The organism is Kurthia sp. Dielmo (assembly GCF_000307285.2).
GTDB lineage: Bacteria > Bacillota > Bacilli > Bacillales_A > Planococcaceae > Kurthia > Kurthia populi.
Genome location: NZ_HE578956.1, coordinates 589,650 through 614,814 on the forward strand (window position 1 = coordinate 589,650; position 25,165 = coordinate 614,814).

21 protein-coding genes are annotated in these 25,165 nt (G+C 37.9%); all 21 read left to right on the forward strand.

Annotation, left to right across the window (positions count from 1 at the left end; all coding sequences use genetic code 11):
- Positions 1-119 precede the first annotated feature (119 nt).
- Complete coding sequence (locus KTHG_RS21750; protein WP_020189493.1) at positions 120-644, forward strand: M16 family metallopeptidase; 525 nt, start codon at positions 120-122, stop codon at positions 642-644.
- Entirely contained in the window at positions 641-1,345 is a 705-nt protein-coding gene (locus KTHG_RS21755; RefSeq protein ID WP_020189494.1) for a M16 family metallopeptidase, read from the forward strand. Before KTHG_RS21750 ends, KTHG_RS21755 begins: the two co-directional genes overlap by 4 nt.
- A 196-nt stretch (positions 1,346-1,541) precedes the next feature.
- Positions 1,542-2,582: an aspartate-semialdehyde dehydrogenase gene (locus KTHG_RS03265; RefSeq protein ID WP_020189495.1), complete on the forward strand. Its 1,041-nt coding sequence runs from the start codon at positions 1,542-1,544 to the stop codon at positions 2,580-2,582.
- 20 nt (positions 2,583-2,602) lie between these two features.
- Complete coding sequence (gene dapA, locus KTHG_RS03270) at positions 2,603-3,505, forward strand: 4-hydroxy-tetrahydrodipicolinate synthase (protein ID WP_020189496.1); 903 nt, start codon at positions 2,603-2,605, stop codon at positions 3,503-3,505.
- Positions 3,506-3,673: 168 nt separating this feature from the next.
- Positions 3,674-5,341 (forward strand): ribonuclease J, encoded by a 1,668-nt coding sequence (locus KTHG_RS03275; protein ID WP_020189497.1) that lies wholly within the window; start codon positions 3,674-3,676, stop codon positions 5,339-5,341.
- Between the two features lie 191 nt (positions 5,342-5,532).
- Positions 5,533-7,818 (forward strand): FtsK/SpoIIIE family DNA translocase, encoded by a 2,286-nt coding sequence (locus KTHG_RS03280; protein ID WP_049894850.1) that lies wholly within the window; start codon positions 5,533-5,535, stop codon positions 7,816-7,818.
- 210 nt (positions 7,819-8,028) lie between these two features.
- The gene (locus tag KTHG_RS03285; protein ID WP_020189499.1) at positions 8,029-8,757 is read left to right on the forward strand and encodes a GntR family transcriptional regulator; all 729 of its coding nucleotides are present in this window, start codon (positions 8,029-8,031) and stop codon (positions 8,755-8,757) included.
- Between the two features lie 75 nt (positions 8,758-8,832).
- The gene (locus KTHG_RS03290; protein ID WP_020189500.1) at positions 8,833-9,894 is read left to right on the forward strand and encodes a BMP family lipoprotein; all 1,062 of its coding nucleotides are present in this window, start codon (positions 8,833-8,835) and stop codon (positions 9,892-9,894) included.
- Between the two features lie 189 nt (positions 9,895-10,083).
- Positions 10,084-11,625, forward strand: a complete 1,542-nt coding sequence (locus KTHG_RS03295) for an ABC transporter ATP-binding protein (RefSeq protein ID WP_020189501.1) — start codon at positions 10,084-10,086, stop codon at positions 11,623-11,625.
- Positions 11,625-12,692: an ABC transporter permease gene (locus tag KTHG_RS03300; RefSeq protein WP_020189502.1), complete on the forward strand. Its 1,068-nt coding sequence runs from the start codon at positions 11,625-11,627 to the stop codon at positions 12,690-12,692. The genes KTHG_RS03295 and KTHG_RS03300 overlap by 1 nt, the downstream gene beginning before the upstream one ends.
- A 1-nt stretch (position 12,693) precedes the next feature.
- Entirely contained in the window at positions 12,694-13,653 is a 960-nt protein-coding gene (locus KTHG_RS03305; RefSeq protein ID WP_020189503.1) for an ABC transporter permease, read from the forward strand.
- 153 nt (positions 13,654-13,806) lie between these two features.
- The gene (gene yfmF / locus KTHG_RS03310; protein WP_020189504.1) at positions 13,807-15,069 is read left to right on the forward strand and encodes an EF-P 5-aminopentanol modification-associated protein YfmF; all 1,263 of its coding nucleotides are present in this window, start codon (positions 13,807-13,809) and stop codon (positions 15,067-15,069) included.
- 2 nt (positions 15,070-15,071) lie between these two features.
- Entirely contained in the window at positions 15,072-16,376 is a 1,305-nt protein-coding gene (gene yfmH / locus KTHG_RS03315) for an EF-P 5-aminopentanol modification-associated protein YfmH (protein WP_020189505.1), read from the forward strand.
- Entirely contained in the window at positions 16,376-17,098 is a 723-nt protein-coding gene (gene ymfI / locus KTHG_RS03320) for an elongation factor P 5-aminopentanone reductase (protein WP_020189506.1), read from the forward strand. The genes yfmH and ymfI overlap by 1 nt, the downstream gene beginning before the upstream one ends.
- Before the next feature lie 219 nt (positions 17,099-17,317).
- The gene (locus tag KTHG_RS03325; RefSeq protein ID WP_020189507.1) at positions 17,318-18,127 is read left to right on the forward strand and encodes a DUF3388 domain-containing protein; all 810 of its coding nucleotides are present in this window, start codon (positions 17,318-17,320) and stop codon (positions 18,125-18,127) included.
- A gap of 16 nt (positions 18,128-18,143) precedes the next feature.
- A complete protein-coding gene (locus KTHG_RS03330) occupies positions 18,144-19,115 on the forward strand; it encodes a helix-turn-helix domain-containing protein (RefSeq protein WP_020189508.1) in 972 nt (323 codons plus the stop codon).
- A gap of 55 nt (positions 19,116-19,170) precedes the next feature.
- On the forward strand, positions 19,171-19,749 hold the full coding sequence (gene pgsA, locus KTHG_RS03335) for a CDP-diacylglycerol--glycerol-3-phosphate 3-phosphatidyltransferase (RefSeq protein ID WP_020189509.1): 579 nt from the start codon (positions 19,171-19,173) through the stop codon (positions 19,747-19,749).
- Between the two features lie 83 nt (positions 19,750-19,832).
- Positions 19,833-21,092, forward strand: coding sequence for a competence/damage-inducible protein A (locus tag KTHG_RS03340; RefSeq protein ID WP_020189510.1), 1,260 nt, complete (start codon positions 19,833-19,835; stop codon positions 21,090-21,092).
- A gap of 164 nt (positions 21,093-21,256) precedes the next feature.
- Entirely contained in the window at positions 21,257-22,324 is a 1,068-nt protein-coding gene (gene recA / locus KTHG_RS03345) for a recombinase RecA (RefSeq protein WP_020189511.1), read from the forward strand.
- Positions 22,325-22,609: 285 nt separating this feature from the next.
- Positions 22,610-24,169: a ribonuclease Y gene (gene rny / locus KTHG_RS03350; protein ID WP_020189512.1), complete on the forward strand. Its 1,560-nt coding sequence runs from the start codon at positions 22,610-22,612 to the stop codon at positions 24,167-24,169.
- Positions 24,170-24,279: 110 nt separating this feature from the next.
- Positions 24,280-25,077 (forward strand): TIGR00282 family metallophosphoesterase, encoded by a 798-nt coding sequence (locus KTHG_RS03355; protein WP_020189513.1) that lies wholly within the window; start codon positions 24,280-24,282, stop codon positions 25,075-25,077.
- Positions 25,078-25,165: the final 88 nt, after the last annotated feature.

Genomic DNA, 25,165 nt, shown 5'->3' on the forward strand with positions numbered 1-25,165 from the left:
ATACGCCATGTATTGCGCTTTTTTTGTGTTGTTGTGCTATAGTAGGCTGAGTAAAATGGAGATTAAAAGTGAGGTGAAAGCTGTTAATTTAATTGTAACAGATGAATTAGCAGGCGAATATGACAACAAAACAAGTATGCCCTAATGGCTTAAGAATTATTACAGAAAAAATGCCACATATGCGCTCGGTAGCAATTGGTATTTTTGTGAATGTGGGTTCTCGCTATGAAAAACCCGAAGACAATGGGTTAACACATTTTATTGAACATATGTTGTTCAAAGGGACAGCTGAACGTACAGCAAAACAACTAGCAGAGGAATTTGACCGATTAGGTGCACAGACAAATGCATTTACTTCAAAGGACCAGACTTGTTATTATGCTGTATCGCTTGATTACGAGGCACGAAAAACGATTGCCCTTTTAGCTGATTTATTTTTTAATTCAGCATTTCGTGAAGAAGATATTGAAAAAGAACGCCAAGTTATATTAGAAGAAATTGCGATGAGTGAGGATGATCCAGAGGATAGCGTAGATGAACGTTTATGGCAAACAATGTTTGCCGGTTCACAAATGGCGGCACCCATTTTAGGGACAGAGGAAACACTTCGCACTTTTACGAAAGAAAAATTAAAGCATTTATGAATGAACATTATACACCGAGTGAAGTGATTATTTCATTAGCGGGTAATATTGATGATGCACTCATTGATTTTGTTATAGAAACATTTAATCAATTTGATAATGAGGCACGTGAACAGGTACATCATACAAAACCAATCTTCCATGCAGATGCAGTAGAACGAAAAATGGCGATTGAACAAGCTCATCTTGTACTAGGGTATGAAGGCCTAGCAGTTTCGGATCCAGACATCGTTAGCTTACTTGTATTAAACAATATTATTGGGGATTCGATGTCTTCACGTTTATTCCAAAAAGTTCGTGAAGAAAAAGCATTAGCATACAGTGTTTATTCATATTATTCTTCTTATGAAGATATGGGCGCATGGATGATTTATGGTGGTACATCGATGAAACAGCTTGCTCAAATGGAAGAAACGATTCTTGCGGTTATTGAGGATATTAAAAATAATGGTGTAACGTTAGAAGAAATTCAACGTGCAAAAATTCAATTAGAAAGTGGTTTATTATTAGGCTTAGAAACGAGTTTTGATTACATGAACCGTAATGCACGAAATGAATTAACATACGGGGAAGAGCGAACAGTAGAACAATCTTTAGCGGAATTGGCTGCGGTATCAGAGGCAAGTGTTGAACGTGTAATTGAACGTATTTTAACGAAACCACATGCTAGATCCGTTATTTTTAATGATAAAGAAAAATAAAGAAATGAGATGCAGTCAAATGCATCTTATTTCTTTTTTGTTTAAATGAAAACTTTAGTTCATGTTATATTTCGTTATGTAAACGCTTTAAAATGCTAGAATATCCAAAATAGTCGGATTATTATACACAATACTGAATTATTGTGATACAATAACGCCAATTATAGTTTTTTATAAACATAGGGAGAGATGGATGATGACGAAACAATTAACAGTAGCAGTTGTCGGTGCTACAGGAGCAGTAGGAACAAAAATGATGGAGCAACTTTCAAAGAGAAAGTTTCCAGTAGGTAAATTGAAGTTACTTGCATCAAAGCGTTCTGCTGGCAAGGAGTTATCATTCAATGGCGAAACATATGTACTTGAAGAAGCAACACCAGAATCATTTGAAGGAGTCGATGTAGCATTATTTTCAGCAGGTGGTTCTGTATCAACGGCATTAGCACATGCTGCAGCAGAACGAGGCGCGGTCGTAATTGATAATACGAGTGCATTTCGTATGGACCCCGATGTTCCGCTTGTTGTGCCAGAAGTAAATCGTGCAGATATTAAAGAACATAAAGGAATTATTGCAAATCCAAACTGTTCAACAATTCAAATGATGGTAGCACTTGAGCCAATTCGTCAAGCATACGGTTTAAATAATTTAATTGTGTCGACATATCAAGCTGTATCAGGCTCTGGTGTTAGTGCAATCGAAGAACTGCATGAGCAAAGTGTACAATGGGAAAAAGGGAAAGATGTAGAAGCAACTATTTTACCGGTTAAAGGCGATAAACGTCACTTCCCAATTGCGCGTAATGTATTACCACAAATCGATGTTTTCACTGATAATGGTTTTACATACGAAGAAATGAAAATGATTAATGAAACGAAAAAAATTATGCATGCACCTGAATTACCAGTAGCAGCAACTTGTGTACGTGTACCAGTTGTGGCAGGGCACTCTGAGTCAATCTTTATTGAAGTAGCTCAAGCAGGTGTTACAGTTGCAGATATTCAAAACGTCTTAAAAGCTGCACCGGGGGTTGTATTACAAGATGATCCAGCAAACCAAGAATATCCAACGCCACTTGAAGCAGAAGGTAAAGGTGAAACGTTTGTAGGTCGTATTCGTAAAGATTTAAATAATGATAAAGGCTTCCATCTGTGGGTTGTATCAGACAATCTATTAAAAGGTGCAGCACTTAACTCAGTGCAAATTGCAGAAGCAATGCTTGAAGACGGCTTACTATAAAATTTAAGGGGATGGCAAAAATGGATTTAGGTAATATTGGAACAGCAATGGTCACACCATTTACGAAAGATGGAGCAATGGTAGACTATAAACATTTAGCGGGTATGATTGAACATTTAATTTCAACTGGAACAGATACAATTGTTGTATTAGGCACAACAGGAGAAGTTCCAACATTGTCAACGGAAGAAAAATTAGATGTTTTAAAATATACAGTAGACCGCGTTAACGGTCGTGTACCAGTTATTGCAGGTGTTGGTGATAATGAAACATACTATTCAAAAATTATGGCTCAAAAAGCTGAAGTTGCTGGGGTAGATGGTGTTATGCTAGTAGCACCTTACTATAATAAGCCAAATCAACGCGGAATCTACGCTCACTTTGTTGATATTGCGCAGTCTGTAGATATTCCAGTAATGCTTTATAATATTCCAGGACGTACAGGCATTAATATTGCACCGGAAACGGTTGCCAAACTGGCACAAGTACCAAATATCCAAATCATTAAAGAAGCAAGTGGTGATTTAGACCAAATGTCTGAAATCCTTGCTTCAACTCCAGATGATTTCAAAGTGTATAGTGGGGATGACGGCATTACATTACCATTATTAGCAGTTGGTGGACATGGTGTTATATCAGTAGCGGCACATGTTGTTGGGAATGATATGCAAACGATGATTTCTTTATTTAAAGAGGGCCGTCATGCAGAAGCAGCAAAAATTCATCAAGCATTATTACCGTTAATTCGAGCATTATTCGCGCAACCAAGTCCATCACCAGTTAAATATGCGTTATCAAAATTAGGTTTATGTAATGAGAATGTACGTTTACCAATCGTAGCGTTAACAGATGAAGAGAAGGCAGCATTTGATATTGTATGGGATGCTTATTTTGAACAACAAAAATCTTTTGCTACGGTTTAAGTAGATTAATTGACCGAGAGTATTCTAGAGAAAATCTAGATACTCTTTTTTTTTGGAAACGTGATATAACGGCATGAATTGACATTTTTTTAATTGTGTAATATTGGGTAAACAATTATAATGAGTGTAAGTGGTTGCTGTACGGGATATATTTTAGGAGGAAAAGAAGTGGCAAAAATTAAAAATGAAACGATTCGCGTTATTCCACTAGGTGGCGTGAGTGAAATCGGTAAAGCGATGTACGTTGTCGAAATCGACGATGATATTTTCGTAGTAGATAGTGGATTAATGTTTCCAGAGGACGAAATGTTAGGGATTGATTATGTCATTCCAGATATGAGTTACTTAGTAGAAAATAAAGATCGTGTCAAAGGGATTTTCTTAACACATGGTCACGAAGATGCTATCGGTTCGGTGGCTTACTTATTAAGTAAAGTAAATGCACCAGTATATGGCTCTCGTTTAACAATTGCGTTAGCAAAAGAACATTTAAAAGCAAATCCAGCGCCTCATCAAGTAAAATTCTTTGAGGTAACAAACAAAAGCCGTATGAACTTTAAAACGACGTATGTGACATTCTTCCATACAACGCATAGTATTCCAGACTCATTAGGTGTTGTATTCCATACATCAGAGGGTGCTATCGTTCATACAGGTGAATTTAAATTTGATCAATCAGCAAAAGGTAAATATCGCCCAGACATCGCTAAAATGGCAGCGCTTGGTGATGAAGGTGTATTCATCTTAATGTCAGATTCTACAGAAGCTGAAAAAGAAGGCTATACATTATCAGAGAACGTTGTAAAAACTCGTTTAGAAAAAACATTCCACAAAGCAGAAGGCCGTATTCTAGTAGCGTTATACGCATCTAACTTCATTCGTATTCAACAAGTATTTGATCAGGCAATTGCTTCAGGTCGTAAAGTGGCAATCGTAGGTCGTAGCTTAGAAACAATTTTTGAAGTAGGTATGCGTTTAGGCTATTTAGAAATTGATTCAGAAAAAATCATTCCAGTTAATAAAATGTCTGATTATGAAGATAATGAAATCGTTGCAATTATTACAGGTAATCAAGGTGAACCACTTGAAGGATTAGAAAAAATTATCCGTAAACACCACCGCGATTTACGCATTAAACAAAATGATACGGTTTTAATTACATTTACACCATCTCCAAGCATGGAAGTGCAAATGGCTGATACAATGAATGAATTATCTAAGCTAGGTGCAAAAGTATTCTCAGCAGATAAAAAAGTTCACGTATCAGGACATGGTTCACAAGAAGATTTAAAATTAATGCTAAATCTAATGCAACCTAAATACTTTATCCCAATCCAAGGTGAATATCGTATGTTAATTACGCATTCAAAATTAGCGCAAGATGTCGGTTTACAAAAATCACAAATCTTTATCGCGGATAAAGGTGATATTGTCGAATACAAAAATGGTAAAATGCGTATGGCTGGCCGCGTAACAGCGGGGAACGTTTTAATCGATGGTATTGGTGTCGGCGATGTGGGTAACATCGTATTGCGTGATCGTAAATTACTATCACAAGATGGTATTTTCATCGTTGTTGTAACAATTAATCGTAAATTGAAAAAAATTGCCTCAGGTCCAGAAATCTTATCTCGTGGGTTCGTGTATGTACGTGAATCTGAAGAGCTAATGGATGAATCAGCAAAACTTGTACGAGGCGTTGTTGAAAAATACGTAACAAAAGGTTCTTATGAATGGACAAGTATTAAACAAGAAATTCGTGATACGTTAAATGGTTACTTATACCAAAAAACAAAACGTCGTCCAATGATTATTCCAATTATCATGGAATATTAATTATTCTAAAAGGGATTCCTTGCCTCTTGGCAGGGAATCCTTTTTTTCATTTTTACTACAAGGTATAATGAAGAAAGAAAGTAGGTGACGGCATGGCGTCGAACAAGACAAAGCAAACGACGACTCGCAAACAACAAACGACAACAACGAAGCGTGAGTCTTCAAAGAAGCCTAATGCTCGTAAAACACCGATGAAAAAACAAGCGACAGCAAAAAAGCGACCTTCCTTGTCTTATGAAATTGTCGGACTAGTTTTAATAGCAGTTGCTTTTATTACAATGTTTCAGTTTGGTTTAATTGGGCGTTTTTTTCAAGGACTCAGTAAATTATTAATTGGTAATTGGTATTTATTATTACCAATCTTTATGATTTGGTATGCGGTTTATTTGATGATGCGACGTACGCTACCAGCATTTAAAAATCGCTATATTTGGGGTGTCGTCAGTTTATTATGTAGTGTGACATTGTTTAGTCATATTGCGATGTTTAATGATTTATATAATGGAGAATCGATTGACCGTAATACAAGTATTTTAAGCGAAAGCTGGGGCTTAATTGTACATGAAAAATCGTATATAGAACCAGATGGGTTTCTTGGAGGCGGCCTTTTAGGAACAGTTTTGTATGCAGTATTTCACAATCTCGTGGACATGACAGGGTCGAAAATAGTAGCTGTATTATTTATTGCGATTGGCATCATCTTATTGACAGGGAAAGCACTTGTACCGTATTTAATGGAACAAATTCCAAAGTGGCGTGAGGAAATTGCTAAAAGACGTGACGAGGTTATGTATGCTCGTGAAGAAAAAATGGAAGAAGAGCTAGAGCCAGTTATTTCTGATAAGTCAAAACAACACAAAACTAGTCAGAAAGCTAAAGAAGAAACTGTTATAGCAGATAGTAAATCTGACAGTATAAAAAAACCAGCGTTGAACATTTCAGCTTATACGCAAAATATTGCAGTCGAAGAAGAACAACCAGTAGTTAAAGAAGAGGAAAAAATAGACAAAAATTCACAGAAACAACAAGATACTATTATGTCAGAAGCGGGTATAGTACAAAATGAGGCTTATGATTTACCAAAAATGGATTTACTCGCCTTGCCGCCCGTAAAAGATCAGTCTGCTGAATTTGAAGTTATTGAACAAAATGCTAGAACGATTGAGCAAACATTAGATGCTTTTGGTGTTCAGGCTAATGTGACAGAAGTGCATTTGGGGCCAGCTGTTACAGAATATGAAGTTTTACCTGAACGTGGCGTGAAGGTTAGTAAAATCGTTAATTTACAAGATGATATGGCATTGGCATTAGCTGCAAAAGATATTCGTATTGAAGCGCCAATTCCAGGTAAATCTGCTGTGGGGATTGAAGTGCCGAATAAAGAAATTTCAATGGTTAGCTTACGTTCTGTATTAGAAGCTTCTCCAAGTAATAAACCAGATGAAAAATTGGTTGTTGGCTTAGGTCGCGATATTTCAGGAGAGGCAAAACTAACAAAATTAAACAAAATGCCACATTTATTAGTAGCAGGTTCTACTGGTAGTGGTAAATCAGTTTGTATTAATAGTATTATTATTAGTATTTTAATGCGGGCTAAACCACATGAAGTAAAAATGATGATGATTGACCCTAAAATGGTTGAATTAAGTGTTTATAATGGTGTGCCGCATCTATTGGCACCCGTTGTAACGGACCCACGCAAAGCTTCTGAAGCCCTAAAGAAAGTAGTTAGTGAGATGGAACGACGCTATGATTTATTTTCACATACAGGCACAAGAAATATTGAAGGTTATAATAAACATGTAGATCGATTTAACGAAGAAAATAATGAAAAGCATCCACATTTACCTTTTATTGTTGTGATTGTGGATGAACTTGCTGATTTAATGCTTGTAGCAGCAGGCGATGTAGAAGATTCGATTATGCGTTTAGCACAAATGGCGCGTGCGGCAGGCATTCATTTAATTATTGCCACTCAAAGACCTTCTGTAAATGTGTTAACGGGGGTTATTAAGGCGAATATTCCATCTCGTATTGCATTCGCTGTATCGTCACAAATTGATTCACGTACTATTTTGGATATGGGCGGGGCAGAGCGTTTACTAGGACGTGGGGATATGCTATTCCTACCTTCTGGTGAATCAAAACCGACACGTGTTCAAGGTGCATTTGTTTCAGATGAAGAAGTACAAGATATTGTCGCATATGTCATTAGTCAGCAAAAAGCACAATACCAAGAAGAAATGATTCCAACAGATGAGGACATTGCACCTGAGGCAGATGAGGATACAGATGAGCTTTATAATGAAGCGGTGCGCCTTGTTGTAGAACAGGACAATGCATCTGTATCATTTTTACAGCGCAAGTTAAAAATTGGCTATGCGAGAGCTGCTCGCATCATGGATCAGATGGAAGAACATGGTGTTGTAGGTCCTGCGGAAAAAAGTAAGCCACGTCAAATATTAATAAGTAAGTAAATTGATATAAATGCAGGGAAGTTTTTGGAATCCCTGCATTTTTTTACTATACAATTGACGAAAAAATTATAAATGTTAGAAAATTTTCGCTGTTTTAACACAGTTTTTGTTTAAAGCTATTTATTTATTAAATTAAAAGTGATATAGTATTGTCTGATTAGCAGAAATGTTCTACGTCTGATGTCTGATGACTGATTGGTGGTGATTTGAATGGCTATAAAATCAGATCATCGTCATCTGTATCTCCAAGTAATTGATCATTTAAAGACGGATATTGAAAATGGTGTTTTTAAAGAAAATGAAAAACTACCATCAGAATTTGAACTTTCTAAATCATTAGGAGTCAGTCGCGCAACGCTTCGTGAAGCATTGCGACTGTTGGAAGAGGAAAATATCATTGTTCGCAGGCATGGTGTAGGTACTTTCGTTAACCCAAAACCCGTGTTCACATCAGGAATTGAACAACTTTCGAGCATTTCTTCAATGATCGAAGAAGTAGGCATGGAGCCTGGCACAACATATATTAGTTCCACGGCTTCTATTTCGACTGAAGAAGATATTAAGCGCTTTCAATGCGATGAAGATGAATCTATAATGACGATTAAACGTGTTCGTACAGCGGATGGGGAACCCGTCGTCTATTGTGTAGACCAAGTGCCAAGTAGTTATCTATCGGCAGATTTTTTAACAATGGAGAATCCATCGATTTTTCAATCTTTAGAACAATCAGGTGATATTCACGTGTCATATGCAGTGACATATATTGACCCTATTGGCTATCACAATGAAGTATCTCCAATCTTAAATTGTAAAGCAGATCAAGCTTTACTCGTATTAAAGCAGTTCCACTATGATGATAACGATCGAGTGGTTCTTTACTCACGCAACTATTTCCGAGCTGATAAATTTAGCTTTCATGTAGTTCGTAAGCGTGTATAACAAATCAGCGTATTTATTTCTGCTATCGTAGCAATACAAAAAATAAAAATTTCACTTTTTTGGGAGGACTCCAAATTGAAAAAGCGTAAAATTGGTTTAGCATTGACAGCATTATTAGCGTCAGGTACTTTATTGGCAGCTTGTGGTTCAAGTGATTCGAAAGACGATTCTAAAGGTGGAGACAACAAAGATTCATTCTCAGTAGCAATGGTAACGGATACAGGTGGTATTGATGACCGTTCATTTAACCAATCAACTTGGGAAGGTCTACAAGCTTATGGGAAAGAGGCTGGTCTGAAAAAAGGCGATGGTGGTTACGATTATTTACAATCAGCTTCTGACTCTGATTTTACAACAAATATTAACAACTTAGTTCGTCGTGACTTTGACTTAGTATTTGCAGTAGGATTTAAATTAGAAGACTCAGTGAAAGAAGTAGCCGCTCAACAAAAAGATGCGAAAATCGCTATTATCGATTCAGTAGTACCAGATTTAGATAATGTTACATCAATTATGTTTAAAGCAAACGAAGCTTCTTACTTAGCGGGTGTTGCCGCAGCATTAGAATCAAAAACTGGTAAAGTTGGCTTCTTAGGTGGTATGGAAGGTAATATCATCGGTGGTTTTGAAGCAGGTTTCGTAGCAGGTGCTAAAGCAGCTGATCCTAAAGTGAAAGTTGACGTTCAATATGCTGGTTCATTTGGTGACGCAGCGAAAGGCCAAGCAATCTCTAAACGTATGTATGACGGTGGCGCGGATATCGTATTCCATGCAGCTGGTGGTACAGGTCAAGGTTTATTCACTGAAGCAATTGCTCAGAAAAAATCTGGTAATGACGTATGGGCAATCGGTGTAGACCGTGACCAATATGATGAAGGTAAAGTTGACGATAAAACAAATATTGTGATGACATCTGTATTAAAACGCGTTGACGTTGCTGCGCAAGATATGATCAAACGTTCAGCTGATGGTGATTTCCCAGGTGGCGAAACAGTAACTTACGGTCTTAAAGATGATGGTGTAGGTCTTGCTGATTCACACGGTGCAATTTCTGATAAAACACAAAAAGAAGTTGACGCAGCAAAAGAAGATATCATCGCTGGTAAAATTGAAGTTCCTGAGCAACCAGAAAAATAGTAGTATTGCCGCGATTATGTCCGGTATTTCATGAGGGCAAATGTCTGCCCTCATGTTTATTTTGTAATAAATTTTTAATTTATTGCATGTAAAAATTTGAACATTTCGAATTTTTACATGTGTTAATTTAATTAACCTTATAAATCCATTACAAACTATTTTTAAGAGAATTTTGAAGGAGTGAGCACATTGGAATATGTGATCGAAATGCTTAATATCCGTAAGCAATTTGGGGATTTTGTAGCAAATGATAATATCACCCTTCAATTAGCAAAAGGAGAAATTCATGCATTATTAGGAGAAAATGGTGCAGGGAAATCGACGTTGATGAATGTTCTGTTTGGTTTATATCAACCGGAAGCAGGTACGATTAAAGTTCGTGGAGAAGAAGTGAAGATTTCAGATCCAAACAAAGCGAATGATTTAGGTATCGGCATGGTTCACCAACACTTTATGTTAGTTGAAAACTTCACGGTGACGGAAAATATTATTTTGGGAAATGAGCCAACAGCGTTCGGCACAGTAAATATTAAAAAAGCTGCTAAAAAAGTGCAACAACTGTCAGAACAATATAGTTTGAATGTTGATGCCTATGCAAAAATTGAAGATATTTCAGTAGGTATGCAGCAACGTGTGGAAATTCTAAAAACGCTTTACCGTGGTGCAGAGATTTTGATTTTCGATGAACCAACCGCTTCGTTAACACCGCAAGAAATTACGGAATTAATTCAAATTATGAAGCGCTTAATTTCAGAAGGTAAGTCGATTATCTTAATTACGCATAAGCTAAAAGAAATTATGGAAGTTTCAGATCGTGTAACAATTATTCGTAAAGGGCAAGGGATTGGTACTGTGACAACTGCACAGACAAATCCAGATGAACTAGCTGAGATGATGGTAGGTCGTCAAGTAGTATTTAAAACAGAAAAAACGGCTGCTACGCCGAAAGAAACGATTTTAGAAGTGACAGGTTTAAATGTGAAAGACAATCGAGGCGTCGATCGCGTGAAAGATTTAAGTTTGACCGTCCGAGCTGGAGAGATTGTGGGGATTGCTGGTATTGATGGTAATGGACAATCCGAGCTAATCGAAGCAATCACCGGTCTTCGAAAGATATCTTCAGGTAAGGTACTCTTAAAAGGTCAAGAACTTACAGGGTTGAAGCCACGTAAGATTACAGAATCTGGCTTGGGGCATATTCCACAAGACCGTCATAAGCATGGTCTGGTATTGGATTTCCCAATTGGACATAATATTGCACTTCAAACCTATTATCAATCGCCTATTTCTAAAGGTGGTATTATCGATTATAAAAAAATCGATAAATTAGCAGAAAAAATCATTCAAGAATTTGATGTGCGTACACCAAGTGTATCAACTGAGGCACGTGCATTATCAGGTGGTAACCAACAAAAAGCAATTATTGGTCGTGAAATCGATCGTGACCCAGAGTTATTGATTGCGGCATTACCAACACGTGGGTTGGATGTAGGGGCAATCGAATTTATTCACCGCCGTCTAATCGAGCAACGTGATAAAGGAAAAGCCGTATTACTGATTTCGTTTGAATTAGACGAGGTTATGAACGTATCGGATACAATTGCAGTTATTCATGACGGACATATTATTGATACGGTAAAACCACAAGAAACAACAGAACAACAGCTTGGTTTATTAATGGCTGGTCAAACAGTGAAAAAACCATCATTAGATAAGGTAGGTGGAGAATAATGTCACAACGTATGGTCAATATTCTCGTGCCAGTTGTTTCAGTTATTTTAGGATTAATTGTCGGCGCGATTGTGATGCTTGTTTCAGGATTTAATCCAGTAGCAGGGTATTCAGCGCTTTGGAATGGGATATTTGGTGACACTTATAATATAGGTGAAACCGTTCGTACGATTACACCGTATGTTTTTTCTGGTTTAGCGGTCGCTTTTGCATTCCGTACAGGGATGTTTAATATCGGTGTTGAAGGCCAATTAATTATGGGATGGCTTGCAGCAGCGTATGTTGGTCAAGCCTTCGAAATGCCAACAGGCTTACATGCTGTTGTCGCAATTTTAGCGGCTGCAGTAGCGGGTGGTATTTGGGCCTTTATTCCAGGATTATTAAAAGCAAAATTACAAGTGCATGAAGTTATCGTAACAATTATGATGAACTATATTGCTCTTCATACAGCTAACGCAGCCATTTCAGCAATTAGCGATGGCGGCGAGAAAACGGATAAAATTTATCCATCTGCGTCACTTGCATCTGAATGGCTATCATCAATGACACAATTCTCTCGTTTACACTGGGGCTTTGTTGTCGCAATTTTAGCTGTTATTATTATGTGGATTTTATTAGAAAAAACAACATTAGGTTATGAGTTGAAATCAGTTGGTTTCAACAAGAATGCCTCTGAGTATGCAGGGATGAATGTTAGTCGTAATATTATTTTAGCAATGGTCATCTCAGGTATGTTTGCGGGTGTTGGTGGTGCGATGGAAGCACTTGGTACATTCGGCAACATGATGAAAATGACCGCTGCAACAGGTATTGGTTTTGATGGTATCGCCGTTGCATTATTAGGCGCTAACCAACCGTTTGGTGTGCTATTAGGTGCCATTTTATTCGGTGCACTGAAAAATGGTGGTTTGAATATGCCAAATGAAGCAGGTATTCCAACAGAAATCGTATCGATTGTTATCGCATTAATCATCTTCTTCGTCGCATCAGGTTACCTTATTCGATTAGGTCTTGAAAAATTCGGCAAGAAAAATAAAGATACTCAGAAAATAAAGGAGGGAAAATAACATGAGTTTTTTAGATGTGTTATACTTCATCATCCCTTCTGCCATTTTCTATGCGGCCCCGCTTATTATGACAGCTATCGGTGGTGTATTCACGGAGCGTTCAGGTGTTGTTAATATCGGGCTTGAAGGTATTATGATTATCGGTGCCTTCATTAGTATTATTTTCAACTTAACATTTGCAGATAAACTAGCAGGATGGGCCCCTTGGTTAGGCTTAGTAGTTGCCATGGTAGTCGGTGCCATCTTCTCACTATTATTAGCTGTTGCAGCGATTTCATTCCGAGCGGATCAAACCGTAACTGGGGTAGCGCTTAACATGTTAGGGTTAGCGCTTGCTGTATTCTCTGTGAAAATGATTTATGATAAGGGACAAACGGATTCGATTTCAGAGCGTTTTGGACGTTATGATGTGCCAGTATTAGGCGATATTCCTGTTATTGGCCGTATGTTCTTCCATGATTTACACATGACATCTGTGTTAGCAATTGCTGTTGCATTTCTTGCATGGTTCGTTATTTATAAAACGCCATTTGGTTTACGTCTACGTGCAGTAGGGGAACATCCTGTTGCCGCAGATACAATGGGTGTTAATGTAACGAAAATGCGTTATATCGCGGTAATGATTTCAGGTGCACTAGGTGGTATTGGTGGCGCAATCTATGCACAGGCTATCGCTGGTAACTTCAGTGCATTAACCATTTCAGGACAAGGTTTCATGGCCATTGCGGCGATGATCTTTGGTAAGTGGCATCCACTAGGTGCATTAGGTGCGGCGTTATTCTTCGGTTTAGCGCAGTCATTAAGTATCGCGGGTGCTTCGATTCCGTACGTAAAAGATATTCCGGAAGTAATCTTATTGATTTTACCGTATGTCTTAACGATTCTAGCGCTTGCAGGATTCATTGGGAAAGCCAATGCACCAAAGGCGTCTGGTAAGCCTTATATTAAAGGAAAACGTTAGTGGTTTTTCGCATAAAATAAAGAACGAAGCACAGTGTTTTTGCGTTGTGCTTCGTTTTTTAGTGTTTTTAGCCACCATTAGTTGCCAAAGCAAAGAAAACTCATATATAGTGGTACTAATGGTGTTTTACCCAGGAGAATTAGGAGGGGTCACATGTTTAACAGAACGGAAATCGCGGAAGGTGTTACAATTTTCACGCGTAAATCAGAGCAATTTAAAACAATTAATTTTTCAATTAAATTAAAGCGACCATTAAATACAGAAGAAGCGGCAAATCGTACAGTGCTGACAAATGTATTACAACATAGTAATGCGAAATTCCAATCAGCGGCAGCGATGCGCATGAAATTAGATGATTTATATGGTACGGTGCTCTACTTAGATACGACAAAACAAGGAAATGAGCAAATCGTTTTATTAAATGTTGAAACAGTAAATGACCATTATTTAAAAACAGGCGATGTATTGAATGAAGTATTATCATTAATGCATACGGTGCTGTTTGAACCAAATCTTGATGAACAAGGACTTTTCCAACAAACGATTGTCGAACGTGAACGCGAAATGGTTGTTGAACGTATTCAATCTGTATTTGACGATAAATCACGTTATGCACAAAAACGTCTGCAAGAAATCTTACGTCCAAATCATCCAGTATCAACATCAGTAAATGGTACGGTTGAAACGGTTCAAGCTGTTACACCAGCGAGCTTAAAAGAAGCATACGAAGCGATGCTAAATGAAGATGAAATTGATATTTTCGTTATTGGTGACATTGACGAACAACAAATGATTCAATCGCTGAAAGAAGTATTCCCATTTAGTGCACGTAAACCAAAAGTGGCACCTGCATTACCAGAATCACATGCAACAGCAGACTACACAAAAGAAACATTTGATACACGCCAAGGGAAACTACATATCGGTTATTCAACGCCGGTGCAGTTTACAAGCCCGGATTTCCCGAAAATGCAAATCTTTAACGGGATTTTTGGTGGTTACCCACATGCGAAATTATTTATGAATGTGCGTGAAAAAGAAAGTCTGGCTTACTACTGCTCAAGCTCATACTCAGCACAGTACGGTTTAATGTACGTGATGTCAGGAATTGAAGCAGAAAATGAAGAAAAAGCGCGTCGTTTAATCGATGAACAATTAGAAGCAATCCGTCAAGGTGATATTTCGGATTTAGAAATTATGCAAACAAAGGCAATGCTGAAAAATCAATTAAAAGAAGCATTAGATTCAGCTCGTGGCCAAATCGAGCTTTACAATCAATATCGTGAATTACCAGAAGAATTTACAGTTGAAAATATGAGTGCGAAATGGGATGCAGTGTCGAAAGAGGATGTTGTAGCAATGGCAGCACAATTGAAAAAAGAAACTGTTTACTTCTTAAGCGGGGAGGATGCATAGTAATGGAAAAAATCCACTTTGATCAATTAGAAGAAACATTACATTATGAAAAATTACCGAATGGTTTAGAGGTCTATATTTTACCGAAAAAAGGCTTCTCGAAAACATTCGTTACCTTTACAACAAAATATGGTTCAATTGACCGTTCATTCGTGCCATTAGGTGAGGAAGAGGCAGTAACTGTACCAGATGGTATCGCGCATTTCTTAGAGCATAAAATGTTTGAAAAAGAAGAGGGCGATATTTTCCAAAAATTTAGTGAGTACGGGGCTTCAGCAAATGCCTTTACGTCATTTACACGTACAGCGTATTTATTCTCAGCAACGGACCATATTAAGGAAAGCACGAATACATTATTAGATTTCGTGCAACAGCCTTATTTCACAGAGCAAACGGTTAATAAAGAAAAAGGCATCATTGGACAAGAAATCCAAATGTACGATGACCAACCAGATTGGCGCGTTTATTTTGGCTCAATCGAAAATCTTTACCACGAGCATCCTGTGAAAATTGATATTGCGGGTACTGTTGAATCGATTGATGGCATTACAGCAGAGCATTTATATACGTGCTACAACACATTCTACCATCCATCAAATATGCTATTATTTGCGATTGGGAATGTGGATCCAGAGGAAATGATGCAAACGATTCGTGATAATCAACAAACGAAAACATTCGCAGCGCCACAGCCAATCAATCGTATTCATGTAGAGGAAGCATCGGATGTAGCGGTAAAAGAACGTACATTAGAAATGGACGTATTAAAACCGAAAGCGTATGTATCATTTAAAGCGCGTGAAGTGAGCTTGCAGGGTGCGGAAATGATGAAGCATGAATTAGCTATCCAGTTAGCGCTTGATTTATTATATGGTCGCTCTTCTGCATTTTATGAAGAAGTGTACCAACAAGGCTGGATTGATGAATCGTATTCCTATGACTTTTCATTAGAAGAAGGTTTCGGTTTTGCAATGGTAGGTTCAGATACTGCTTATCCGACTGAATTGATTGCAGCAATGAAACAAGTTATGGAGGATGCAGCCGTACAACTACCATTTACACAAGAAGATTTAGACCGTGTGAAACGTCGTAAAATTGGCTTTAATTTACGTGCATTAAATTCAATCGAGTTTATTGCGAACCAATTTACACGTTATAAATTCAATGATATGAATCTATTTGATATTGTCCCAGTTATTGAAGAGTTAACGATAGCGGATGTCGAGCAAGCATTAACATCGATCACAGGTGAAAGCCAACAATCTGTCTTTACGATTAATCCATTAACAAAAGAGGCGCAAGCTTAATGAAACGCTTTTGTTTAGTGTTAGGTGCTTCAGGTGCAATTGGTTCGGCGACGGCTCGTGAGCTTGCGAAGGATGGTTTTAGCTTATACTTACAATACAATCGCCATCCCGTGACAGCATTAGCTGAAGAATTAATGGCGTGTTATCCTGAGCAAGAATTTATGATGATTCAAGCGGAGCTCAGTATACCAGGAGCTGCAGAAAAGCTTGCACAGTCTATTTTTGATATCGAAGCGATTGTTGTAGCGAGTGGGCAAGCCTTATATAAATTAATTGATGATACAACTGCGAGTGATATGCAGTCGCTTTGGATGGTGCATGTGCAATCGCCTGTAGAAATTATTCGAGAACTAGCACCTAAAATGCGTCGTCATGAATCGAGCTATATCGCCATGATTGGCTCAATTTGGGGCGAAGCGGGTGGCGCTGGCGAAGTGATGTATTCAGCGGTTAAGGGTGCGGTGCATAGTTTTGTAAAAGCCTATGCACAGGAAGTCGCTTTTAATGGTATGAAAGTAAATGCTGTGTCACCGGGGATGATTCAAACATCGATGAATGGGCATTTAACCGAGCAAGAGCTTGCGGATGTTGTATCGGAAATTCCGATGGCACGAGCAGGCCAACCACAAGAAGTGGCACATTTTGTATCATTTTTATTATCTGGAAAAGCAGACTATATGACCGGACAAATCATGCGTGTTAATGGTGGCTGGTATATTTAATGAAAAAAGCTGGAAACGTACAAGGTGACGATTTCAGCTTTTTTTCATTCAACAAGTATTTGGCAATGTACATAAAAAAAGTATGAAATAGATTTTGAAAATGAAAGGAATGTCATCGTTTTGTCGTAGTTTTCCTTTTTTTCTTTTAATCTGTTACAAAATCCGCTATTATGAAACATAGAAATGTTTTAATCGTTATATATGAAGGGAGAACCTTGTATGAACGAATGGTATTTTGAATATGAGATACAGGTAAATCGTCCGGGTTTATTAGGAGATATTGCGTCGCTATTAGGTATGCTGCGTGTCAATATTGTTACAATTAATGGTGTCGATTTAGTGCGTCGCGGTATGTTGATTCGCGCTGAAAAGGCTGAGCAAATTGAACGATTTCGAAATATTGTCTCTACGATGGAAATGATTCGTGTGACAAAATTTAGAAAACCAACAACGCGAGATCGGTTAGCAATTCGTCATGGTCGTTACATTCAACGTGAGGGCGACGAAACGAAGACATTTCGTTTTGTACGCGATGAACTAGGGATTTTAGTTGATTTTATGGCCGAACTATTTAAAAAAGAAGGACATAAATTAATTGGGGTACGTGGTATGCCTCGTGTTGGAAAAACGGAATCTATTGTAGCAGCCAGTGTTTGTGCGAACAAAAAATGGCTCTTTTTATCGTCTACAATGATTAAACAGACGGTGCGTCAGAAGCTACATGGTGATGAATATGGTGGTAATAATGTATTTATTATTGACGGAGCAGTGACGCGTCGTTCGCCAGACGAACGACATCAACAATTAGTGCGAGAAATGATGCAACAACCATCCATTAAAGTAGTGGAGCATCCTGATATTTTCGTTCAACATTCGGAATACACGCTAGAAGATTTCGATTATATAATCGAATTGAGACATCATCCAGAGGAAGAAATTACATATCAGATTCTTGAAAAGCATGAGCAACAAAATGATTTCTTCAACGAATCAGGTGGTTTCGGCGGTTTTGGAGACTTTAACTTTTAACAGGTAGGTGTTTAACTTGGCAGAACTAGGTACTCGCTTAAAAGAAGCGAGAATGGCCAAAGGGTATAGTTTGGAAGATTTACAAGAAATCACAAAAATCCAAAAACGCTATTTGTCTGCCATCGAGGAAGGCAATTTTAGCGTAATGCCCGGTGCATTTTATGTACGTGCATTTATTAAACAATACGCAGAGGCAGTCGGATTAGATGCCAATGAAATTTTAGAAACATATAAATCTGAAATTCCTGCGAATAAAGCAGCAGAGGCGGCTGGAACAGTATCAACTGCGATTCAGCAACCAAAAGGTGGTACGAATCAACGTACAGCACAACCTGCAGCGAAAATTAAGCAAACAGCTAAGCAACAACGTAAAATGACCGATTTAATGCCAAAAATTGCGGTGGCTGTCGTTGTCATTGTTGTGATTGCAGTTATTTGGTTCTTAGCGAATCATCAATCTAAAAATAATGATGTAACAGATGACGTGAAGCAAGAACAAAAAGCAGCTACATCTACAGAAACTAAAGTAGATACAACGAAAGAACAAGAAGTAAAAGATCAAGAAGCAGAAGAAAAAGCAGCGAAAAAAGAAGCTGCTGCTAAGAAAAAAGCGGCGAAAGAGAAAGCTGCTAAAGAAAAAGCAGCGAAAGAAAAGAAAAAAGCTGGTAAGTTATCAAAAGGTACAGATGCTGGCGATGGTGCAACAACGAAATACACATTATCTAATACGAAAAACTTCAAAGTTCGTGTTGAAATGACTGGCGAAAACTGGGTTGGTATTACAACTGCTGCAGGTGCAAATCTTGTAACAGGTAAAATGTATTCAAGTGGTCAAAAGTTAGAATATAATGCAAAAGACCAAGAATCAATTCGAATTCGTTTAGGTGCTGCTTCAGCAGGGAAAGTATTTATTAACAACAAAGAAGTAAAACTATTAGTTCCTGCTTCAAGTCGTCCAACGCAAAATATTGTTATTGAAATGAAATAATGTCAGAAGATAGTCATCATTTGATGGCTATTTTCTTTGAAAAAGGGTGAAAGAAATGAATTTACCAAACAAAATAACCGTTTCTCGTGTCGTGATGATTCCGATTTTCGTTATTTTAATGGTTGTCAATTTTGGATGGGGTAACATTACGTTACTTGGCGCTACAATGCCAATTGAACATTTAGTCGGTGCGATTGTATTTATTATTGCATCAATTACCGATTTCTTTGATGGTCACTTAGCTCGTAAATATAATTTAGTAACGAATATGGGGAAATTTTTAGACCCATTAGCGGACAAATTATTAGTCACAGCAGCATTTATTATTTTAGTGCAATGGGGTGTAGCACCTGCATGGGTAATCATCGTCATTGTAGCGCGTGAGTTTGCTGTTACAGGCCTTCGTTCAATTGGCGCGGAGCAAAATGTCATTATTGCTGCAAGTAACTTAGGAAAGCTTAAAACATGGTCTCAAATGGTAGCATTAGCGTTTTTACTATTGCACAACATCATTTTTGAAATGTGGAATTTCCCATTTGACCAAATCATGTTATATGTAGCATTCTTCTTTACATTGTTATCAGGTCTCGATTATTTCTGGAAAAATCGTCGTCTTTTATTAGACTCAATGTAATTTAATTAATCAATTTTGAATACTTTCTATACTTTATGGTAAATATGTATAGAAAGTATTTTTTTATTTGGAGGAGAAAACGCATGAATGCAGAAATTATTGCGGTAGGTTCGGAGCTATTACTTGGGCAAATCAATAACACGAATGCACGATTTATTTCAAGTCAATTAACGGAATTAGGAATTCATATTTACAATCATACAGTTGTTGGGGATAATCCGAGACGATTGTTGCAAGCGATTGAGATTGCTGAGAGCCGAGCAGATATCATTATTTTTAGTGGTGGATTGGGTCCAACAAAGGATGACTTAACGAAGGAGACCATTGCACAGCATTTAAATGTAAATCTTGTACAAAACGATCAGGCGATGGCGAGTATTCAACATTTTTTTGATGTGAGAAATCGCGTGATGACAGACAATAATAAAAAACAAGCACTTGTCCTAGACGGTGCGACGGTGTTGACAAATCGTCATGGGATGGCACCCGGGATGTTTTATGAAACAGATAAGCATTTCTATATGTTATTACCTGGGCCACCGAGTGAGTTAGAACCAATGTTTCAATTTGAGGCAAAACCTTTATTAGCATCGATTGTTAGTGATGGCGAGCAAATCGTATCGCAGGTGCTTCATTTTTATGGTATTGGGGAATCCGCACTCGAGGTAGAAGTATCGGACTTGTTAGATTTAACGAATCCAACGGTTGCACCGCTTGCTAGTGACGGAGAAGTCATGCTACGAATTACAGCTCAAGCAGAGAGTGAAATACGTGCCCGTGAGTTAATTGAACCAATTCAACAAGAAATTTTACAACGTGTTGGGAAACACTTTTACGGTATTAATGACGATTCACTATCGTCTAAGCTAGTGGAAATGCTTATCGATAATAAGTTAACAATAGCTGCTGCAGAAAGCTTAACTGCAGGACGTTTTATGGCAACATTAGCGGATATTCCTGGAGTAGGAGAAGCATTACAAGGTGGTGTTGTTGTTTATAATGAAGAAATGAAAATTAAACAACTAGATATCTCTCGAGAACTTCTTGAAGAATATACGGTTGTGAGCTCACAGTGTGCAGAAGCAATGGCTTTAAGTGCCCGTGAGAAATTTGATGCGGATATTGGAGTTGGTTTGACGGGTGCTGCAGGTCCTGATGCACATGATGGTAGCCCAGCTGGTACGGTATGGATTGGAATTGCGATAAAAGATACAGTGCATACGTATAAGCTTCAGCTGTCAGCTCAGCGCAATACCAATCGTTTGTTAGCTGTCAAAGCATGTCAAAATTTTATTATCCAGTTATTAAGTGAACAGGGTTATTCAAAATTAAAAAATAGCTAGTAAATTTGGGCCGTTTCGTTTGAATGGATAAAAAAAACAACTTATAATTACAGAACAGCAGAAAAAAGTGCGAATAAATGTTCGCTTTTTTCTTGAGTATTTTATGAAATTGAAGTATAGTATATGTATAGACACAACAGACGTGTAATGAAGGAGGAAATACATTGAACGATCGTAAAGCTGCCTTAGATATGGCATTAAAGCAAATTGAAAAACAATTTGGTAAAGGTTCAGTAATGAAATTAGGGGAACAAGCAGATAGAAAAATTTCTACATCATCAACTGGTTCATTAACACTTGATTTATCTCTTGGAGTTGGTGGTTTCCCTAAAGGTCGTATTATTGAAGTATATGGACCCGAATCATCAGGTAAAACAACGGTTGCGCTTCATGCAATTGCTGAAGTACAACGCAATGGTGGTCAAGCAGCATTCATCGATGCTGAGCACGCATTAGACCCGGCATATGCAGAAAAATTAGGCGTTAATATCGACGAACTATTACTATCTCAACCAGATACAGGTGAACAAGCACTTGAAATTACTGAAGCATTAGTACGTAGTGGAGCTATCGATATTATCATCATTGACTCTGTTGCAGCATTAGTACCAAAAGCTGAAATCGAAGGTGAAATGGGCGACTCTCACATGGGTCTACAAGCTCGTTTAATGTCTCAAGCTTTACGTAAATTATCAGGTATCATTAACAAATCGAACTGTATCGCTATTTTCATTAACCAAGTACGTGAAAAGATCGGTGTTATGTTTGGTAACCCTGAAACAACTACAGGTGGTCGTGCACTTAAATTCTATTCAACAATTCGTTTAGAAGTGCGTCGTGCTGAAACAATTAAACAAGGTAGTGACATGGTCGGTAACCGTACAAAGATTAAAGTCGTGAAAAATAAAGTAGCGCCACCATTTAAAGTAGCAGAAGTTGATATTATGTATGGTGAAGGGATTTCATACGTTGGGGAAGTAGTTGACCTTGGTGTTGAATATGAAATCGTTCAAAAATCAGGTTCATGGTTTGCTTACGGTGACGAACGTTTAGGTCAAGGCCGTGAAAATGCAAAACAATTCTTAAAAGAAAATCCAGAAGTTTGCGCAGAAATCGCACAAAAAATTCGTGTGGCAGCAGGTATTGCCAGCGAAGAATATGTTGTCCCTGAAGAAGAGGAAGAAAAAATGGATCCAGCATTAGCTGCTGATTTAGGTTTAGACAAAGAATAAGACTATCGATTTATAAGTGAGCTGTTCTGTAAGTATCTTCTTATCAGAACAGCTCTCTTTTTATGTGTTTTTAATAAAAAAATACACATTTTTTATAATATGAAAATAATTCGTGTGACGAAAGAAAAGAATATCCAAATACTGTGAATCCTTGACAGTCCTTTTCTTCATCTATACAATGAAATTGTATTATTTCTAAACTGAAATGAAATAGGCAGTATATTGTAATATGCAATGTATAGCCGACTGAAATGTTTTTTTAAAATAGCAAGAGGAGGTGTTCGAATGGGCATTGAAATCATAATCTCCGCTTTGCTTGGACTCATCGTCGGTGCCGCTGTTATCTATTTCGTCATGAAAAAAGTGAATGATTCAAAAGTGACAGGTGCTAAAAGTACCGCAGAAATGATTATCGAAGATGGTAAAAGAGAAGCGGAAGCACTGAAGAAGGAAGCACTTCTTGAAGCAAAAGATGAAACTCACAAACTTCGAACAGAAGCAGAAACTGAAATCCGTGATCGTCGTTCTGAATTACAAAAACAAGAAAACCGCTTGTTAATGCGTGAAGAAAACTTAGATCGTAAGGATGAATCTCTCGATAATCGAGAGACAGCTTTAGAGCGTAAGGAAACGTCTCTAGCTGACAGACAACAGCATATTGAACAGATGGAAGGCAAAGCAGAAGAGCTTGTAGCTAAACAAAGCGCTGAACTTGAACGTATTTCAGCTCTAACACGCGATGAAGCAAAAGAAATTATTCTTAAAGACGTAGAAACAGAACTTACTACTGATATCGCTGTTATGACAAAGGAAGCGGAATCAAGTGCTAAAGAAACAGCAGATAAGAAAGCGCGCGAAATTTTATCATTAGCAATTCAACGTTTTGCTGCAGATCATGTGGCTGAAACAACCGTTTCGGTCGTGAATTTACCAAACGATGAAATGAAAGGCCGTATTATTGGCCGCGAAGGTCGTAACATTCGTACACTTGAAACATTGACAGGTATTGATTTGATTATCGATGATACACCAGAAGCAGTTATTCTTTCAGGCTTTGATCCGATTCGCCGTGAAACAGCCCGCCTAGCTCTTGAAAAATTAGTACAAGACGGCCGTATTCACCCAGCGCGTATCGAGGAAATGGTGGAAAAATCTCGTCGTGAAATTGATGAACAAATTCGTGAAACTGGGGAACAAACAACATTTGACCTTGGCATTCACAATTTACATCCAGATTTAATGAAAATTTTAGGTCGTATGAAGTATCGCACAAGTTACGGTCAAAATGTTTTAAAACACTCAATCGAAGTAGCGCATTTAACAGGGTTACTTGCTGCTGAACTTGGTGAAGATGTGATGCTTGCGAAGCGTGCAGGGTTACTGCACGATATCGGTAAAGCAATTGATCATGAAGTAGAAGGCTCACACGTTGAAATCGGCGTAGAGCTTGCTACAAAATACAAAGAGCATCCAGTCGTTATTAATAGTATTGCTTCTCACCACGGTGATACAGAAGCAACATCTGTTATTGCGGTGCTTGTAGCGGCCGCTGATGCCTTATCAGCTGCACGCCCAGGTGCTCGTAGTGAAACGCTTGAAAACTATATTCGTCGTCTTGAAAAGCTAGAAGAGATTTCCGAATCTTATGAAGGTGTCGAAAAATCATATGCGATTCAAGCAGGTCGTGAAATTCGTATTATTGTACGTCCAGATGCTGTAGATGATTTATCATCACATCGTCTTGCACGCGATATTCGAAAACGTATTGAAGATGAACTGGATTACCCAGGACATATTAAAATTACGGTCATTCGTGAAACACGCGCTGTTGAATATGCAAAGTAAATGGAAGAAGAGAGTGCTTAGGCAAATCTCTTCTTTTTTAATGCATTTTCCAAAGCAGAAGCGTATTGTGGTAAAGTAAAGATAACTTGTATTATTAAGGAGCTTAAACAATGAAAGTTTTATTTATCGGCGATATCGTAGGGGACATCGGTTTAGATGCTGTAGAGAAATATCTACCAAAATTAAAGCGTAAATATGCTATTGATGTTGTCATCGCAAATGCAGAAAATGCCGCAAAAGGACGCGGGTTAACACGTCGTATTTATCAAGATTTATTAATGATGGGTGTCGATGCTATGACAATGGGGAATCATACGTGGGACCAACGCGAAATTTTTGATTTTATCGATGACGCAGATTATTTAGTACGTCCAGCAAACTTCTCAGAGGATGCGCCAGGTAAAGGGATGACGACAGTAACAAAAAATGGTCAAACCATTTCAATTATTAACTTACATGGTCGTGTCTTTTTACCACCGCATGAAGATCCGTTTAAAGTGGGGAAAGAGCTTGTAGCAGAAGCAAAAAAAGTATCACCACTTGTTTTCGTTGATTTCCATGCTGAAACAACGAGTGAAAAAATTGCGCTTGGGTGGCATCTAGCAGGAGAAGCATCATGTGTTGTCGGCACGCATACACATGTTCAAACAGCTGATTCTCGCATTTTACCAGGCGGAACAGCCTATATTAGTGATGTAGGAATGACAGGTCCTTATAATGAAGTATTAGGGATGAAAAAAGAAAGTGTCCTTTATCGCTTCCAAACAAATTTACCTGTTCGTTTTGAAGTACCAACAAAAGGCGACGCGGTATTAAGTGCTGTATTTGTTGAGCTGGATGATAAAACAGGTCAAGCGAAACAAATGGAACGTATTTATATTAATCCAGATAATCCATTTAAGGGCTAATAAAAAATCCAAGGTAAATTCTGGATTGATTTTATTATGGTTCGCAATAAAAAAGAAGGAATCGCGCGTGGGCGTGATTCCTTCTTTT

What these genes read in the sequence shown, in the direction of transcription:
- KTHG_RS21755 (WP_020189494.1), top strand. Translation starts at nt 641, where the DNA reads ATGAATGAACATTATACACCGAGTGAAGTGATTATTTCATTAGCGGGT.
- pgsA (WP_020189509.1), top strand. Translation starts at nt 19,171, where the DNA reads ATGAATTTACCAAACAAAATAACCGTTTCTCGTGTCGTGATGATTCCG.
- rny (WP_020189512.1), top strand. Translation starts at nt 22,610, where the DNA reads ATGGGCATTGAAATCATAATCTCCGCTTTGCTTGGACTCATCGTCGGT.
- ymfI (WP_020189506.1), top strand. Translation starts at nt 16,376, where the DNA reads ATGAAACGCTTTTGTTTAGTGTTAGGTGCTTCAGGTGCAATTGGTTCG.
- KTHG_RS03325 (WP_020189507.1), top strand. Translation starts at nt 17,318, where the DNA reads ATGAACGAATGGTATTTTGAATATGAGATACAGGTAAATCGTCCGGGT.
- KTHG_RS03355 (WP_020189513.1), top strand. Translation starts at nt 24,280, where the DNA reads ATGAAAGTTTTATTTATCGGCGATATCGTAGGGGACATCGGTTTAGAT.
- KTHG_RS21750 (WP_020189493.1), top strand. Translation starts at nt 120, where the DNA reads ATGACAACAAAACAAGTATGCCCTAATGGCTTAAGAATTATTACAGAA.
- KTHG_RS03285 (WP_020189499.1), top strand. Translation starts at nt 8,029, where the DNA reads ATGGCTATAAAATCAGATCATCGTCATCTGTATCTCCAAGTAATTGAT.
- KTHG_RS03265 (WP_020189495.1), top strand. Translation starts at nt 1,542, where the DNA reads ATGACGAAACAATTAACAGTAGCAGTTGTCGGTGCTACAGGAGCAGTA.
- KTHG_RS03305 (WP_020189503.1), top strand. Translation starts at nt 12,694, where the DNA reads ATGAGTTTTTTAGATGTGTTATACTTCATCATCCCTTCTGCCATTTTC.
- dapA (WP_020189496.1), top strand. Translation starts at nt 2,603, where the DNA reads ATGGATTTAGGTAATATTGGAACAGCAATGGTCACACCATTTACGAAA.
- yfmF (WP_020189504.1), top strand. Translation starts at nt 13,807, where the DNA reads ATGTTTAACAGAACGGAAATCGCGGAAGGTGTTACAATTTTCACGCGT.
- KTHG_RS03300 (WP_020189502.1), top strand. Translation starts at nt 11,625, where the DNA reads ATGTCACAACGTATGGTCAATATTCTCGTGCCAGTTGTTTCAGTTATT.
- KTHG_RS03280 (WP_049894850.1), top strand. Translation starts at nt 5,533, where the DNA reads ATGAAAAAACAAGCGACAGCAAAAAAGCGACCTTCCTTGTCTTATGAA.
- yfmH (WP_020189505.1), top strand. Translation starts at nt 15,072, where the DNA reads ATGGAAAAAATCCACTTTGATCAATTAGAAGAAACATTACATTATGAA.
- KTHG_RS03340 (WP_020189510.1), top strand. Translation starts at nt 19,833, where the DNA reads ATGAATGCAGAAATTATTGCGGTAGGTTCGGAGCTATTACTTGGGCAA.